The sequence below is a fragment of the Sphingomicrobium sp. genome (genome assembly GCA_036563485.1).
Lineage (GTDB): Bacteria > Pseudomonadota > Alphaproteobacteria > Sphingomonadales > Sphingomonadaceae > Sphingomicrobium.
In genome coordinates this window covers 2,271,636-2,287,502 of the sequence record DATCMI010000001.1, presented here as the reverse complement: position 1 = coordinate 2,287,502, position 15,867 = coordinate 2,271,636, and the positions used below count along the sequence as shown (strand labels likewise).

Below are 15,867 nucleotides of genomic sequence, written 5' to 3'. Positions count from 1 at the left end.
CAAAAAGAGAGTGGCACGTGAAGCGCGGCGCGCGTTTTCCCGCCCATCACGGAACCAGAAGGCCCAAGTCCCTCATGCACGCCTATCGTACCCATACTTGCGCCGAGCTTCGCGATAGCGACGTCGGTGAGACCGTCAGGCTTTCGGGCTGGATCCACCGCAAGCGGGACCATGGCGGCGTGCTCTTCATCGACCTGCGCGACCATTATGGCATCACGCAGATCGTCGCCGATACCGACAGTCCGGCGCTTCCGGTGCTCGACAAGCTGCGGGTCGAGTCGGTCGTCACCATCGACGGAACGGTAAAGGCGCGCGCGACGGGGACCACCAACGCCAACCTCGCGACCGGCGACATCGAAGTGTTCGCCCGAGGGGTAGAGATCCAGTCGCAGGCCGCCGAGCTGCCGATGCCGGTCGCCGGCGATGCCGAATATCCTGAGGAGATCCGCCTCAAGAACCGCTACCTCGACCTGCGCCGCGAGAAGGTTCACGCGAACATCATGCTCCGCTCGGCGGTGATCGCGTCGATCCGCCGCCGGATGATCGACCAGGGCTTCACCGAGTTCCAGACGCCGATCCTCACCGCCAGCTCGCCCGAGGGCGCCCGCGACTATCTCGTCCCGAGCCGTGTCCATCCAGGCAAGTTCTACGCGCTTCCGCAGGCGCCGCAGATGTTCAAGCAGCTGATCATGGTGGCGGGCTTCGACCGCTATTTCCAGATCGCGCCCTGCTTCCGGGACGAAGACGCGCGTGCGGACCGCAGCCCCGGCGAATTCTACCAGCTCGATTTTGAAATGAGCTTCGTCACCCAGGACGATGTCTTCGCGGCGATCGAGCCCGTGCTGTCAGGCGTGTTCCAGGAATTCGCGAACGGGATGACCGTCACGCCCGCCGGTGAATATCCGCGCATCCCGTACAAGGAAGCGCTGCTGAAATATGGCAGCGACAAGCCCGACCTTCGCAATCCGCTGCTGATCACCGACGTCACCGATCAGTTCCGCGGTTCCGGCTTCGGCCTGTTCGCCGGCTTGGTCGACAAGGGCATGGTCGTGCGCGCCGTCCCGGCACCCGCCACGGCAGAGAAGAGCCGCAAGTTCTTCGACGACATGAACGAATGGGCTCGCGGCGAGGGCTATGCAGGCCTCGGCTATGCGACGCGCAAGGGTGGCGAATGGGGCGGGCCGATCGCCAAGAACCACGGCGAAGAGGGTATGAACCGCATTGCCGAAGCGATGGGCCTTGGTCCCGACGACGGCATCTTCTTCGCGGCGGGCAAGGAAATCGAAGCAGCGAAGCTCGCGGGCGCCGCGCGCACCCGCGTTGCCGAGCAGCTCGGCCTCATCGAGCAGGGTGCGTTCCGCTTCTGCTGGATCGTCGACTTTCCGATGTACGAATATGACGAGGACGCGAAGAAGGTCGACTTCAGCCACAATCCATTCTCGATGCCGCAGGGCGGGATGGAAGCGCTGGAGAGCAAGGACCCGCTCGACATCCTCGCCTGGCAATATGACATCGTCTGCAACGGCATCGAGTTGAGCTCGGGCGCGATCCGGAACCACCGGCCGGACATCATGTACAAGGCGTTCGAGATCGCCGGCTACTCGCAGCAGGACGTCGACACCAATTTTTCGGGCATGATCAACGCCTTCAAGTTCGGCGCTCCGCCCCACGGCGGTTCGGCGCCGGGCATAGACCGTATCGTCATGCTCCTCGCCGACGAGCCGAACATTCGTGAAGTCATCCTCTTCCCGATGAACCAGAAGGCCGAGGACCTGATGATGAACGCGCCGTCGGCCGTCACGGCCAAGCAGCTGAAGGAGCTGCACATCAAGGTCGTGGGCGAGACGGCCCAACCTGCTGCAGCGAACCCGGCGAAGGCGGTTGCACAGGAATAAGGCTTCGGGCGCCGCGCGGCCTGCCTGGGGCGTGCTGGCGTGCGCGTTCCTTGCTGTCTGGATTCCCTATCAAGCCGCGGTGGGGCTCCAGGAGCGTTTCGAGTTCGGCGGACCTTTGGGTCCCACTCTCATGGCGATGTCGCTGCTGGTGGCCTTCCTGGCGTCCTGGTGGCTGGCGCGGCGGTCGCTTCCCGACCCGTTCGGGCTGAGCTTCGATCGATCGACGTTGCCGATCATCCTTGCGGGCCTTCTCCTGGCGACCGCCTGCCGCTTCGCCGCAGGGGCTCTTGCCGTCGCAAGCGGCATTGCGACTGACGACGCGGCCGGCACGGCGGGCAGTTTGCTCGGAAGCTTCTCAATGGCGCTCGCGATCGGCGCGATTCCCGCCTTGGCCGAGGACATCCTGACCCGGGGCTTTCCGCTTTTTGCGGCACGGGGGGCGCGCCCCGCGTGGCTGCTCGTCAGCATCAGCGCTTTGATGTTCATGCTCAACCATGTCTGGCGCTTCGACTGGGGAGTTACCGAACAGGTCCGCCTGTTTTGCATGGGGATCGCTTATGCACTTGCAGCGTGGCGCCTGAATTCCCTGTGGGCCGCGTTCGGCCTCCACCTCGGCTGGAACGGCGGCGCCGCACTCGTGCCGCTGGACATTAGCGGAACCGACGCGTTCCGGCTCGAAACGGCGGCAATTCATCTGCTTATCGCGGGCCTGCTGCTCGCGATCCCTAAGCGCCGCCGGGATAGCTGATCGCCATCACCTCGTAGCTTTTCTCGCCTGCGGGCAAGCGCACGACCCGTTCGTCGCCGATGCGGGCGCCGACAAGCGCGCGAGTGAGCGGAGCGCTCCACCCAATCCGGCCCGCCGACGCGTCGGCTTCGTCGTCCCCGACAATCGTCAGGGTGCGGCGGTTGTCGTCCTCGTCAGCCAGTTCGACCGTCGCGCCGAACCGCACCTGGTCGGTCGACTGCGAGCTCGGGTCCACGACCTTCGCCTGTTTCATCACCTTGGCGAGATAGCCGAGACGCCGGTCGATCTCGCGCAGGCGTTTGCGGCCGTAGATGTAATCGCCGTTTTCAGATCGGTCGCCATTGGCCGCGGCCCAGCTGATCGTTTCGACCAGCTTCGGCCGTTCGGTCGAGAACAGTTCGTCATATTCGGCGCGAATGCGCGCGAACCCTTGCGGCGTGATGAAACGGGGCGGGGGACCGGCCATGCCCGCCTGCTATCAGCCGGGGCGGTTCTTCCCAAGATAGCGCGACACGTGCATCGACGTCTGCTGCGGCTGGCCGGTGCGCATGGCGTCATAGACGACGCTATTTTCGACCACGCGCTGCACATAGCCGCGCGTCTCCAGGAACGGGATCGCCTCGATCCACCCGACGACGTCGACGGCACCGCGCGGGTCGCCGTAACGGCGCACCCATTTGCTGACGTTGCCGGAGCCGGCGTTGTAGCTCGCCACCGCCATGGGCACGTTGCCGTCCCAAATGTTAAGCATGCGCTGGATGTAGGCGGAGCCCAGCGTCACGTTATAGCTGGGGTCAGTGAGGAGCCGCGAGCCGTCATAGCCAAGCCCCATTTTGCCTGCCTGCTCGCGGGCGGTGCCGGGCATCAGCTGCATGATGCCGCGGGCGCCCGCATGACTGACCGCATATGGATCGAACGAGCTTTCCTGGCGGCTGATCCCGTGCGCGAGGGGCCAGATGCTGCCCGACACTGAAGCGTTCAGGGTCGGATAGGCCTGTCGATAGTAGAAGCTCGACCCCTTGATCCGGGCCTGCCGTGCGACCCACACCGGGATGTCCTGCCGCCCGAGTTGCTGCGCGAGCTCGAGCGCGAGCATCCGGTCGGCGTCATTGTCGAGCGCTCGCCCGAGCGCCTGCACGAACAGCGCCTGTTCGCTGGAGCGGCCCTGCTGCCCGAGCAGCCTCAGCGCCTGAACCAGGCGACGGTTGGAGAAGGCCGCCCGCTGGACCGAAGTGGTCGAATATTGGGGCATCGCTGCCGCCGGCACCGGCACGGCCCGGCCGAGCCGCTCCAGCGCGAGCTGGCCGTAGAACAGATCCGGATGGCCGGCGGCGCGCTGGAAGTAGCTGTTGGCCGCCTGCATGTTGTTCGCGCGCGCGGCGGCACGGCCGGCCCAATAATCGCCCTTGGTTTGGACCTGAAGCGAGCGGCCGCCGCGGGCGTACCGGTCGAAGAGAGCGACAGCGCGCGCCGGCTGGTGCATCCGGTCGAGTGCGGTGATCCCACCGAGCCAGGCCAGGCTGGTATATTCGTCGCGCACGCCCAGCGGCTGATCGGCCACCGATGCGCCCGCGGGGAGCACGTCGTCGATCTGGCGAGTGATGTTGTAGACGGTCTGCCACTGCCTTGCGTCCGCGGCGTCCTGCGCCAGCAGTAGCATCATTTCATAGAAGCGCTCCGGATCGGCGGGCTTGTACACGAACTGATGATCGCGGGCAGCGAGCGTCTGCGCCGCGGCACTGAAGTTCTGAGCGCGGAGATACCTCGCCCGGTCCATCATCAGGCCGGCGTCTCGCGTCACATGAGCGATGACTGCGCGGTAGCGCGCTTCGGCATCGGTGCCGTTCTGAAGCATGGCCACTCGCGCACCGAAAGACGCCTGCCGCTCCGGGCTCGCAAGGGCGACGAAGCGCGCGGCAGTGTCCGGCTTTTTCGCGAACAACAGCGCATCGACGCGCTTGTCATGGTCCGCGCGTGAGAAGCTCTGGCCGTAGCGGGCCCAGATCGCCTGTTCGTCGGTGCTATCCAGGTCTGCCGAACCCCAGGCGCGTCGGGCAGCCTCGAAGGCCTGGCCCCCCTGACCGGCGGCAGCATAGGCCTCGGCAAGCCGGGCCCAACCGTTGCCGGTCGCCGGCTTCTCCTTCGCGAAGAAGGCCATGACCGTCGCGCCGTTCTCGCCCGGGCGCATCGCCTTTTCGGCCCATGCGCGCATCTTGGCGGCGTCCGGCCAATCGGGATTGACGATCAGGAAGTTCGCATAGTCGGCGAACCTATATCCGCTGCTCTGCCGCAACTGGCGCCACTGATTGAGCGCATAAGCGACGCTGGGCGCGGCATAAGCCGTGGGGGGAGCAGCAGAATAGCCGGGCTGAACCATGGACTGCGCCGATGTCGACGCTGCGGGCGCCAGCAGAACCGGCAAAAACAGGACAGCACGCCACATGCTGGACATAATGGTGTCCCGCTCCTTATCAGGCCCTGAACGCCGGCCCCTCGCTCGTTCCCCAACTCCCAAACCGGAGGCAAGTTCATGTTTTTCGGCTCGATTCCGGCGCTTGTGACCCCCTTTTCCGGTGGCCGTGTCGCTGAAGACACATTGGCCGAGTTCGTCGACTGGCAGATCGCCGAGGGGACGAACGGCCTGGTGCCGTGCGGGACGACGGGCGAGGTCGCCACGCTGACCGCCGACGAACATCGCAAGGTCATCGAAATCACGGTGCGCACGGCGGCGGGGAGGGTGCCGGTCATCGCCGGCTGCGGCACCTATTCGACGGCGGCCTCTATCGAACGCGCGAAGACGGCAGCCGACCTCGGCGCCGATGCCGCACTCGTGGTAGTCCCTTATTACAACAAGCCAAGCCAGGCCGGGCTTGCCGCGCATTTCCTGGCGATTGCGGACGCGTCGCCGATCCCGATCGTCGTCTACAACGTCCCATCGCGGACGGTGGCCGACATTTCGGTGGAAACGCTGGCCACCGTTGCCAGGCACGAGAAGATTGTTGCCGTAAAGGATGCAACCGGGAACCTCGGGCGAGTCACGGCCCAGCGGCTCGAATGCGGCGAAGGTTTCATCCAGCTCAGCGGCAACGACGACATGGCCTTGGGCTTCAACGCCATGGGCGGCGTCGGGTGCATCTCCGTCAGCGCCAACGTAGCGCCGAAGCTCTGCGCCGAGTTCCAGGCAGCCACGGGGGAAGGGCGCTGGGACGATGCGCTGAAGCTGCAGGACCGCCTTTACCCGCTCCACGCAGCGCTCTTCACCGACGCCTCGCCCGGGCCGACCAAATATGCGCTGACGCGCGTCCGGAGCGGATTTCCTGCCGAGCTGCGCCTGCCGCTGGTCGAGGCTTCTGACGCCTCGAAGCGCGCGGTCGACGCGGCGCTCGACCATGCGGGGCTGATTTAAGCGCCTCATGTCCAAGCCGCCGGTCCAGCCGTTCGACAAGCAGAAGGTCGTCGCCGAGAACCGGCGCGCGCGCTTCGACTATTTCATCGAGGACCGGTTCGAGGCCGGCATTCAGCTCAGCGGCACGGAAGTGAAATCCTTGCGCGGCGGGGAGGGATCGATCGCCGAGAGCTATGCGACCGTAGACGGTGAAGAGGTTTGGCTGATCAACAGCCACATTCCGGAATATAGCCACGGCAACCGCCTCAACCACGAGCCGCGGCGGGCGCGAAAGCTGCTCCTGAAGCAGCGGGAAATCACCAAGCTTCAGGGCGCGATCACACGCCAGGGCCTGACCCTCGTGCCGCTGTCGATGTATTTCAACGGCCGCGGCCGCGCGAAGGTCGAGCTGGCCCTCGCACGAGGCAAGAAGGTGCACGATAAGCGCGAAACGGTGAAGGAGCGCGACTGGAAGCGGGAGCAGCAGCGGCTGCTTCGCCATAATGGCTGACCGGGGCGGCAGGTGGCGCTGGCTGAAGCGCCACATTCCGACGCGTGAGAGCCTCAACAGCCATCGGTTGCTGCGCCCGTTCGCTCCATATCTCGGTCATTCATCCTTGTGGCGTATGACCCGGCGTTCCGTCCCGCGCGGCGTCGCCGTCGGGCTATTCGTCGCCGTCCTCATCCCGATCATGCACACGGTGATTGCCGCACTGCTGGCGATTCCGACGCGCGCGAACATCGCGATCGCCGCCGCCTTCACCCTCGCGGTCAATCCTTTGACGATCCCGCCCATCTATTATGCGGCCTACCGCCTCGGCCTGTGGGAGCTGCGCTATGACTCGCCGCTGGTAGACGCTGAGGCCACTCAACGCTTCTCAAGCGAGCTGGGCCGGTTCCTGTTCTGGATCCACGAGGCATCGGGGCCGATCGCGCTGGGGGTGCTCACGATCGCTACCCTGGCGGCGCTGGTCGGTTACGGCGTCGCATCGCTCGCCTGGCGTGTCTGGGCGCGCAGCCGCTGGGACCAGCGCCACGCCGGGCGGTGAGGCCTTCAATCCCCTTTAGGCGCACTTGCGCAGGGAATTTTGGCGAGACAAAAGACGCGCCTGTTTCTTGGAGGGGATTTGTAATGAGTAAGCTTCTCACCGTCGTTCTGGCGTCGACCGCGCTTGCAGGTTGCGCGACGCAGGCGCCGGCGCCCGTTGCAGTTGCTCCGGCGGCCGAGCACGCGGCAGTCGGCCCCGTCGCTCCGCCGGCAGCGCCCGGCCCGCAGCTCGGCACCTACGGCTTCGACAAGGCAGGCATGGACACGACCGTTCTGCCGGGCGACAATTTTTACCAATATGCGAACGGCACCTGGGCGAAGACCACCCAGATCCCGTCGGACAAGTCGAACTACGGCATGTTCACCATGCTCGACGATTTGTCGCGCGAGCGGACCCAGGAGATCCTGAAGGCTGCGGCCAACGACCCCAACAGCAAGATCGGCGCTGCTTATTCCAGCTTCCTCGACGAGGCGGCGGTCCAGGCGAAGGGTCTCACGCCGTTCCAGCCGTGGCTGAACGACATCAAGTCGCTGTCGCGGAAGGGCGATTATGCGGCGCTGTCTGCGCGCGCGAACCGGCTCGGTATCTCGTCCGTCGTCGGCTCGTACGTCGGCGTCGATGACAAGACGAACACACAATATTCGATGAACCTTGTCCAGAGCGGCCTCGGTATGCCCGACCGCGATTATTATCTGAGCAAGGACCCGAAGCTTGCCGACATTCGCGCCAAATATCTCCAGCACCTGACGAACGTCCTGTCGCTTGCCGGCGAGCCGAATGCAGCGGCGCGCGCCAAGGCGATTATGGCTTTCGAAACGGCGATTGCCCGCGCTCACTGGACGCAGGTCGAAAGCCGCGATGCGACGAAGACCTACAACAAAATGTCGCTCGCCGAGCTTCAGCGCCGGGCGCCGGGCTTCAACTTCGCGACCTACTTCCGCGACAGCGGCGCGAACATCACTGACCTGATCGTCCAGCAGCCGAGCGCGATCACCGGCATCGCCGCGCAGGTGGCGAAGGCGCCGATCTCGGTGCTGAAGGACCATCTGCTGGTCCGGTCGCTCGATTCCTATTCCGCTTATTTGCCGTCGGCGTTCGACAAGGAGAGCTTCGCTTTCTACGGCACGACGCTGTCGGGAACGCCAGAGCAGGAAGCCCGCTGGAAGCGCGCCGTTTCCTTCACTACCGGCACGCTGTCCGACGAAGTCAGCAAAATCTACGTGCAGCGCTACTTCCCGCCCGAGACCAAGGCGGCGGCGGACGAGCTTGTCCGCAACGTGGTCGCGGCGATGGGCCGGCGGATCGACAATCTGACGTGGATGGCGCCGGAAACGAAGGCTCGGGCTCGGGCCAAGCTTGCGAACTTCACGACCAAGATCGGCTACCCCGATCAGTGGCGGGACTATGCGGCGCTGGACATCCGCCGCGACGACCTGCTCGGCAATGCGATGCGGGCGAACACGTTCGAGCACGAATATAATTTCGGGAAGCTCGGCGGGCCGGTGCGCAAGTGGGAGTGGGGCATGACTCCGATGACGGTCAACGCTTATGCCAATTTCGGCATGAGCGAGATCGTCTTTCCGGCGGCCATCCTCCAGCCGCCCTTCTTCGATCCAGCCGCCGACCCGGCCATCAACTATGGCGGCATTGGCGCCGTCATCGGCCATGAGATCAGCCACCACTTTGACGACCAGGGCTCGAAATATGACGAGACCGGTCAGCTTCGGGACTGGTGGACTCCAGCCGATCTCAAGGCGTTCGAAGCTGCCAGCAAGGCCCTGGCCGCCCAGTACGATAAATATGAGGTCTTCCCCGGCGCGTTCGTGAAGGGCAACTTCACGCTGGGCGAAAACATCGGCGATCTTGCCGGCCTGACCGTTGCCTATGACGCCTACAAGCACTCGCTGGCAGGCGGAACGGCGCCGGTGCTCGACGGGACCACGGGCGACCAGCGCTTCTACCTTGGCTGGGCCCAGGTGTGGCGGCGTAACTACCGCGAGGCGAATCTTCGCCAGCGGCTGATCACCGACCCGCACTCGCCGTCGGAGCAGCGGGCCGCCGTCGTCCGCAACCTCGACCCCTGGTACCAGGCGTTCAACGTCCAGCCGGGGCAGAAGCTCTATCTCGCGCCGGCCGAACGCGTCCGCATCTGGTAGGATGACGCGCTTCTGGTAGCATGGGCATCAGAGCCCATGCTGTACCAGGAACTACCAGAGATCGAATCGACCCCGCTCGACGGCTGGGGACGCTGGCTCGCGCCGGCCCTGGCGGTCGTGGCGGGGCTGACGATTGCAGCAGTGCTGCTGCTCGCCGGCCTGCCGTGGGTCGCGCTGTTTGCTGCGGTCGGGGGCTGCGCGGCCGCGTTCGCCGTCAATCGCCGGGCGCCCGCGCCCCCGGCAAGCAGCGAGCTTCTGGCGGCAGGTCCGGATTATTCGCTGGTCGGCTCCGCGCTCGGCCTGACGTCGGACCCTGTGGCGCTGACCAACGCCGAAGGTTCGCTGCTGCTCGTGAATGCCGCTTATCGCGAGCGGTTCGGTCCCGGACGCACACCGCTCGACCTGGCCGCGAGCGACCAGGCCCGCGATGATCTCAAATTCGCCCAGGCCATGGCCTTGCGCGACGGCGCCGGGTGCGTCGCCGGAATCGAGACCGAGCGCGGCAGCAGCCCCGTGGAAGTCGAGCGCGCGGGGCTTAACGGCGATCTGCTTCTGTGGCGCTTCGTCAGCCCGCCGCCGCCCGATCCGGTCGCCGTCGCCACCAGCAGGCTCGCGGGCTCCGCCGGCCAGCTGCTCGCCCGCGCCGGTGTTCTCGCCGCCTTCGTCGACCCCGAAGGACGGGTGCTTGCTGCCAATTCGCTGTTCGAAGCCCGCGCGCTCGGCGCCGTGGCCGAGCGAGACAAGCCCCGCCTGACCGACCTCATCGTCGAGTCGGAAGAAGAGGGGCACTTCCTGCTGGTTGCCGAAGGGGAAGGTGGCCGTCCCTTGCGCGCGGTCTTGCTGCCGCTCGATAATCCGGCGGCGCGCGATTACGGCAACTTCTACCTGTTCGACAGCCCCGACACCCTGCCGATGTCGAGCTCGTCGCACCTCCAGGCCCTGCTCGACATGCTGCCGATCGGCCTAGCCCTGGTCGACGGTGACGGCCGCTTCCTCACGATGAACAACGCCTTCTGCCAAGCGGCGGGGATCAGCGGGTCGGCGATGCCCGTTTACCCCGGCGACCTGGTGGTCAAGGAAGACAAAGCGGCGGTTGCCGATGCTGTGCGCCGCAATGCCCGGGGCCCGGCGATGTCGGGCGATCTTGCGGTTCGCCTGTCACGCCAGCCGACCGAGCCGGTCGCGCTCACCATCGCCGGCTTGCGCGGGCTCGGGGATGCCGCGGTGCTCCTGCTGCTCAAGGACAATAGCGAGGAAGCGAAGCTCAAGCGCCAGGTCGCGCAGGCGACCAAGATGCAGGTCGTTGGCCAGCTCGCCGGCGGCGTTGCGCACGACTTCAACAACATCCTGACCGCCATCATCGGCCACTGCGACCTGATGCTGATGCGTCACACGCCTGGCGACAGCGACTATGACGACATCCAGCAGATCAAGTCGAACTCGAACCGTGCCGCGGGCCTGACACGCCAGCTACTCGCTTTCTCGCGCCAGCAGACGCTTCGGCCGCAGGTGCTTCAGCTGCCCGACGTCGTATCCGAAGTTTCTCACCTGCTGAAGCGCCTGCTCGGCGAGACCGTCGAGCTGGTGGTGAAGCACGGGCGCAACCTTGGGCCAGTCCGTGCCGACCCCGGCCAGCTCGAACAGGTGATCATCAACCTCGCCGTCAATGCGCGCGACGCGATGGCGCCGAAGGGCGGCGGTACGTTGACGATCCAGACCTATTCGGTCCGCGCCGATCAGGTCGCCGAACTCGGGTCGGATATCCTTCCCGTCGCCGACTACAGCGCCTTGTCGGTAACCGACACCGGCACCGGCATTGCGCCCAATGTGCTGGGCAAGATCTTCGAGCCCTTCTTCACGACCAAGGAAGTGGGGAAGGGGACGGGCCTCGGCCTTTCGACCGTCTACGGGATCGTCAAGCAGTCGGGCGGCTTCATTTTCGCCGACTCCAAGGTCGGCGAGGGCACGCGCTTCGTCATCTATTTGCCCGTGCACCGCGAACAGTCGGGCAGCGGCCGATCCCGCGCCGCTCCGAAGGCCAAGAAGGATGAGCTGTGGGGTAGCGGCACCGTCCTGCTGGTCGAGGACGAACCGATGGTCCGGACCGTCGCCGAACGGGCGCTCACCCGCCACGGCTACAAGGTGATGACTGCGGACAATGGCGAGGACGCGCTGGAAATCCTTTCAGCTGGCGAGCAGATCGATCTTTTGATCAGCGACGTCGTCATGCCGGGCATGGACGGCCCGACGATGGTTGCCGAGGCGCGCAAAAATCGCCCGGACCTCAAGATTCTCTTCATGTCCGGATATGCCGAGGAGCAGCTGCGCAAGTCGATCGACATCGAGAACGTCAATTTCTTGCCCAAGCCATTCTCGACGTGAACCTCAAAGGCGAGAATGTCTGGCCGGTCGCCAGCAAGCTTCGCGAGAAGAACGTGCCGTTCGTCATCGCGACCGGCGGCCACGTCGATCCGCCGCCGCCCGAATTCAACGACGCGCCGGTGATCGAGAAGCCGTACACGGTCGATCGGGTGACTCCGGCCATCGACGCCGCGTTCGCCGCCTAAGCCTCACTTCCATAATCATTGGCTTTGCCGCATGCGCGGCCGTCTTCGCCATGTTTGAATTCCAGAGCCACCTCATCTTCCCGACCCACGCCGTTCCAAAGGCGGGTCCCTTGCCGCGCGGCGCGGAAGCGCTGTCAGTGCGTTCGGGCGATGGGCATGAGCTCGCCGGCGTCCATATTCCGGCGGACAAGCGCGGTTCTGATCCGACGCTCGTCCTCGGCTTCGGCGGCAATGCGTGGAATGCGCAGGATGTCGCCGAATATCTGCATCAGCTCTATCCCGAAGATGACGTGGTTGTGTTCCACTTTCGCGGTTACCGTCCCTCGGGTGGCTCCCCGTCGGCCGAGGCGCTGATCGCGGACGCCCCGCTGGTCTATGATTATGTCGTGAAACGGCTCAAGCCCGCACGGGTGGTCGCCGTCGGCTTCAGTATCGGCACCGGCGTTGCGGCCCAGCTTGCTGCTGTGCGCGACCTGGACGGCGTGATCCTGGTGACGCCGTTCGACTCTCTGAAGGCGGTCGCCCAGTCGATGTACCCGTGGCTGCCGATCGGCCCGTTCTTCTCTCACGAAATCGATGCCGCGGAACCGCTTGCAAAGTCGGACGTCCCCGTGGCGATCGTGGCGGCGGAGCGGGACGAACTCATTCCCGCCGAGCGGACAGACGCGTTGCGGAAGAAGGTACGCCGGCTTGTGTTCGACCGCACCATCAAGCGGACCGGACACAATGACATCTACTTCCGCTCGGATTTCCAGCACGCGATGCGCGAAGCGCTGGACGCCTGCGGAGCCTGAGGCCTTGCCCCTGTGGGGCCGGGCATCCATATTCCTGAAAAGAAACATCATTCCCTGGGCGGGGGATACATTAACGATCGCTCAGAGTTGATTGTGCTATAAAGCGGGCTAGCATGCCCATTAGAGGACGGTCGGCAAGCGGCCGAGATGCAAGGACGGGAATGACCAAGCTTTCAGGCGGCGGCGACAGCAAGAGCACCCTTTATTGCTCGTTCTGCGGCAAGTCGCAGCACGAGGTCAGGAAGCTGATCGCCGGGCCGACCGTGTTCATCTGCGATGAGTGCGTCGAGCTGTGCAACGACATCATCCGCGAAGAGAGTAAGTCCGCGCTCGTCAAGACGCGGGACGGCGTCCCGACGCCCGCGGAGATCTGCAAGGTTCTCGACGATTATGTGATCGGGCAGGCACGTGCCAAGCGCGTCCTCTCGGTTGCCGTGCACAACCACTACAAGCGCCTGTCGCACGGCGCGAAGGCCGGCAACGAGGTCGAGCTCGCCAAGTCGAACATCCTGCTGATCGGCCCGACGGGCTGCGGCAAGACGCTGCTTGCCCAGACGCTGGCCCGCATCCTCGACGTGCCGTTCACCATGGCCGACGCAACGACGCTGACCGAGGCTGGTTACGTCGGCGAGGACGTCGAGAACATCATTTTGAAGCTGCTTCAGGCTTCCGACTATAATGTCGAGAAGGCGCAGCGCGGCATTGTCTACATCGACGAAATCGACAAGATCAGCCGCAAATCCGACAATCCGTCGATCACCCGCGACGTATCGGGCGAGGGCGTGCAGCAGGCGCTTCTCAAGCTAATGGAAGGCACGACCGCTTCGGTTCCGCCGCAGGGCGGCCGCAAGCACCCGCAGCAGGAATTCCTTCAGGTCGACACGACGAACATCCTGTTCATCTGCGGCGGCGCCTTCGCCGGCCTGGAAAAGATCATCGACGACCGCATGCAAGGCAAGTCGATGGGCTTCGGCGCGCATGTCGCGGCTCCGGAAGAGAAGCGCACGGGCGAAACGCTCAAGCATACCGAGCCGGAGGATCTCCTCCGTTTTGGCCTGATCCCCGAATTCATCGGCCGCCTGCCGGTGATCGCGACGCTGGAAGATCTCGACGAGACCGCGCTCGTGAAGATCCTGGTCGAACCGAAGAACGCGCTGGTGAAGCAGTACGCGAAGCTGTTCGACATGGAAGACGTGCAGCTCGAATTCACCGACGACGCGCTTCATTCGGTCGCGAAGAAGGCGATCGAACGGAAGACCGGCGCCCGCGGCCTGCGCTCGATCCTGGAAGGCATCTTGCTCGACACGATGTTCGACCTGCCGTCGATGGACGGGGTCGACGAAGTCCATGTCGACAAGGACGTGGTGGAGGGCCGCAAGGAGCCCGTCCGCGTCTACGCGCAACAAGATAAAGCGGACGACGCGGCCTAAGCGCCGCGCGTCCGCCCCGTCACTTTCACTCGCTTAGCTTATTGGCCGCGTAACCCGGAGCGCAGCTGCGATCCGTAACGCTCGAGCAGATGCTCGTCGCGGCCATAATGGTCCTGCACGAACTGGACCCCGTCCGCCGTCGGCTGGACCGTCAAATAGGTCATGTAGACCGGGATCTGCTGCGGCAGGTCGACTTCCTTTTCGACCTTGGGATCTTCGCCCCGCGGCACGCTGCCGTTGAACAGGAAGCGTGCCACGCGCTTATAGTCCTCGACGCGCACGCAGCCGTTGCTGATCCACAGCTCGTTCTTGGTGAAGTGATCTTTCTCCGGCGAATCATGAAGATAGATGCCGAAGTAGTTGGGCAGCATGAACTTCATCATGCCCATCGAATTCGCCGGGCTCGGAAGGCGGCGCAGGCGCACTTCCTGCGTTCCCGCAACGACCGCGCGCCAGTCGACCTGGTTTGGATCGATCGTCTGCGCATTTTCCGAATAGTCGGTCATCACCTCATATTCGCGGTCGGTCAGGTAACGGACGCCCTGCGCGACGACGCGTGGCGCGATCAGTCCGCGCACCAGTTCGGGCGGAACGTTCCAATAGGGGTTCACGCTAGCATATTTGATGTAGGCGGCCATCATCGGCGTCGCGGTCTCGGCCTTGCCGACCACCACCTTCATCTCGTCGACCTTGCGACCGTTCTGCCACATCGACAGACGCGCGCTGCCGGAGTCCACCAGCAGATATTTCGACTGCTCCTCAGGCGCGGGGAGGCGCTTGGCGCGCTCCATATTGATGAGGATCAGCTTCTCGTAATAATCGGCGCCGCGGTTGAGCGCCTGGATCGTGCCGGCGCCGGCGATGCCGTCGGCTTTCATTCCATGGACCGCCTGGAACGCCTTGACGCGCGCCGCGAGCGCCGCGTCGAAGAGGCCGCCCGGAGCAAGGCCAAGACGCGCGCGGAGCATGGCCACGCGCTCGCCAGTCATGCCGGACTTGAGAGTCGGACCGGCGGGGATCGCCAGGTCGGGCAGGCTGCCCCATTCCTGCTGGTATCGGACAAGGCCGCGCCGCAGGTCGGTGTAGACCGGGTTTACGGAGGTGAAGAGGTCGACCGGCGCGCCACTCCAGGCCGCATCGCTGGCACCAGCAAGGAAGCCGCGGTCATGCACCGCACGAGGCACGAGGGCCTCGTCGATGTAGATCATGTCGACACCTTGCTCGATCGCCGGCGGGAGGTCGATCGGCTCGAGCGCCGTGCTCTTGGTCGACTCCGCGACGGGCGATTGCCAAGGCTGGCCGGTCGGCACCGCCCCAGGCTGAACCATCCACGGCTCCGCAACGGGCGCGCGCCCGGTCGGCTGCGCGGGAGCCCGCATCGGCGGTTGCTTCGGGGGACGGACCACGCGCGGCGGCGGCGCGTAGGGGCCCGGCACCGGCCAATTCACCTGGGCGGCCGCAGTGGCCGACAGCGAAAGCGCGCCAAGCGCGACAAAAGTCTTACGAATGTTCACGTTGGCCAAGATAGCAGTCGAAGCTGAACGATTACAGAATCGACGGTCTGCGGCGGCAACTACTCGCCTTCCAGCGGCAACGTGTCGCGTTCAGCAGCCGGGCTGCCGAGCTTTCGCGCCATCTCATCGACCTGTTCGTCCGACGGCGCCTCGGGCATGTTTTCGCCCGGCGTGAGCGCATCGTCGGGGATGCCGGGGCCAGTGCCGGCGATCGTCTCGTTGACCGGCCGTTCGTTCGGGCCGTTGCTGATCTTTTCCCAGTCGTCCGCCATGTTCCTCTCCTTGCACATGCGTGCTGCAAGCGAGCGGCGGCGACTTAATGTTCCCCT

Annotated in this window: 14 protein-coding genes; 10 read left to right on the top strand and 4 right to left on the bottom strand. The window is 65.0% G+C overall.

What is annotated here, in order from left to right:
- Nucleotides 1-74 precede the first annotated feature (74 nt).
- A complete protein-coding gene (aspS, locus tag VIL42_11950; protein HEY8593554.1) occupies nt 75-1,895 on the top strand; it encodes an aspartate--tRNA ligase in 1,821 nt (606 codons plus the stop codon).
- The gene (locus VIL42_11945) at nt 1,882-2,643 is read left to right on the top strand and encodes a type II CAAX endopeptidase family protein (protein HEY8593553.1); all 762 of its coding nucleotides are present in this window, start codon (nt 1,882-1,884) and stop codon (nt 2,641-2,643) included. The genes aspS and VIL42_11945 overlap by 14 nt, the downstream gene beginning before the upstream one ends.
- On the opposite strand, the gene greB is transcribed toward VIL42_11945, so the two are convergent.
- Both greB and VIL42_11935 read right to left on the bottom strand, forming a co-directional pair.
- Nucleotides 2,621-3,109: a transcription elongation factor GreB gene (greB, locus tag VIL42_11940; protein HEY8593552.1), complete on the bottom strand. Its 489-nt coding sequence runs from the start codon at nt 3,107-3,109 to the stop codon at nt 2,621-2,623. The genes VIL42_11945 and greB overlap by 23 nt on opposite strands.
- 12 nt (nt 3,110-3,121) lie before the next feature.
- A complete protein-coding gene (locus VIL42_11935; GenBank protein HEY8593551.1) occupies nt 3,122-5,020 on the bottom strand; it encodes a lytic transglycosylase domain-containing protein in 1,899 nt (632 codons plus the stop codon).
- 153 nt (nt 5,021-5,173) lie between these two features.
- Between VIL42_11935 and dapA the strand changes: the two genes are divergently transcribed.
- The 8 genes from dapA (at nt 5,174) to clpX (ending at nt 14,024) form a co-directional block, all read left to right on the top strand.
- Nucleotides 5,174-6,049, top strand: coding sequence for a 4-hydroxy-tetrahydrodipicolinate synthase (gene dapA, locus VIL42_11930; protein ID HEY8593550.1), 876 nt, complete (start codon nt 5,174-5,176; stop codon nt 6,047-6,049).
- A gap of 7 nt (nt 6,050-6,056) precedes the next feature.
- Nucleotides 6,057-6,539 carry an SsrA-binding protein SmpB gene (gene smpB / locus VIL42_11925; protein HEY8593549.1) on the top strand — a complete coding sequence of 161 codons (483 nt, stop codon included), beginning with the start codon at nt 6,057-6,059 and terminating at the stop codon, nt 6,537-6,539.
- Nucleotides 6,532-7,077, top strand: coding sequence for a DUF2062 domain-containing protein (locus VIL42_11920; protein ID HEY8593548.1), 546 nt, complete (start codon nt 6,532-6,534; stop codon nt 7,075-7,077). The genes smpB and VIL42_11920 overlap by 8 nt, the downstream gene beginning before the upstream one ends.
- Before the next feature lie 83 nt (nt 7,078-7,160).
- Nucleotides 7,161-9,233, top strand: coding sequence for a M13 family metallopeptidase (locus VIL42_11915; protein HEY8593547.1), 2,073 nt, complete (start codon nt 7,161-7,163; stop codon nt 9,231-9,233).
- Between the two features lie 36 nt (nt 9,234-9,269).
- A complete protein-coding gene (locus tag VIL42_11910; GenBank protein ID HEY8593546.1) occupies nt 9,270-11,615 on the top strand; it encodes a response regulator in 2,346 nt (781 codons plus the stop codon).
- Nucleotides 11,612-11,800 (top strand): hypothetical protein, encoded by a 189-nt coding sequence (locus tag VIL42_11905; protein HEY8593545.1) that lies wholly within the window; start codon nt 11,612-11,614, stop codon nt 11,798-11,800. The genes VIL42_11910 and VIL42_11905 overlap by 4 nt, the downstream gene beginning before the upstream one ends.
- A 50-nt stretch (nt 11,801-11,850) precedes the next feature.
- Nucleotides 11,851-12,594: an alpha/beta hydrolase gene (locus VIL42_11900; protein HEY8593544.1), complete on the top strand. Its 744-nt coding sequence runs from the start codon at nt 11,851-11,853 to the stop codon at nt 12,592-12,594.
- Between the two features lie 161 nt (nt 12,595-12,755).
- Nucleotides 12,756-14,024, top strand: coding sequence for an ATP-dependent Clp protease ATP-binding subunit ClpX (gene clpX, locus VIL42_11895; protein ID HEY8593543.1), 1,269 nt, complete (start codon nt 12,756-12,758; stop codon nt 14,022-14,024).
- 38 nt (nt 14,025-14,062) lie between these two features.
- On the opposite strand, the gene VIL42_11890 is transcribed toward clpX, so the two are convergent.
- Together VIL42_11890 and VIL42_11885 are read right to left on the bottom strand one after the other, a co-directional pair.
- Nucleotides 14,063-15,538, bottom strand: a complete 1,476-nt coding sequence (locus tag VIL42_11890) for a L,D-transpeptidase family protein (GenBank protein HEY8593542.1) — start codon at nt 15,536-15,538, stop codon at nt 14,063-14,065.
- Nucleotides 15,539-15,597: 59 nt separating this feature from the next.
- Complete coding sequence (locus VIL42_11885) at nt 15,598-15,810, bottom strand: hypothetical protein (GenBank protein ID HEY8593541.1); 213 nt, start codon at nt 15,808-15,810, stop codon at nt 15,598-15,600.
- Nucleotides 15,811-15,867 lie beyond the last annotated feature (57 nt).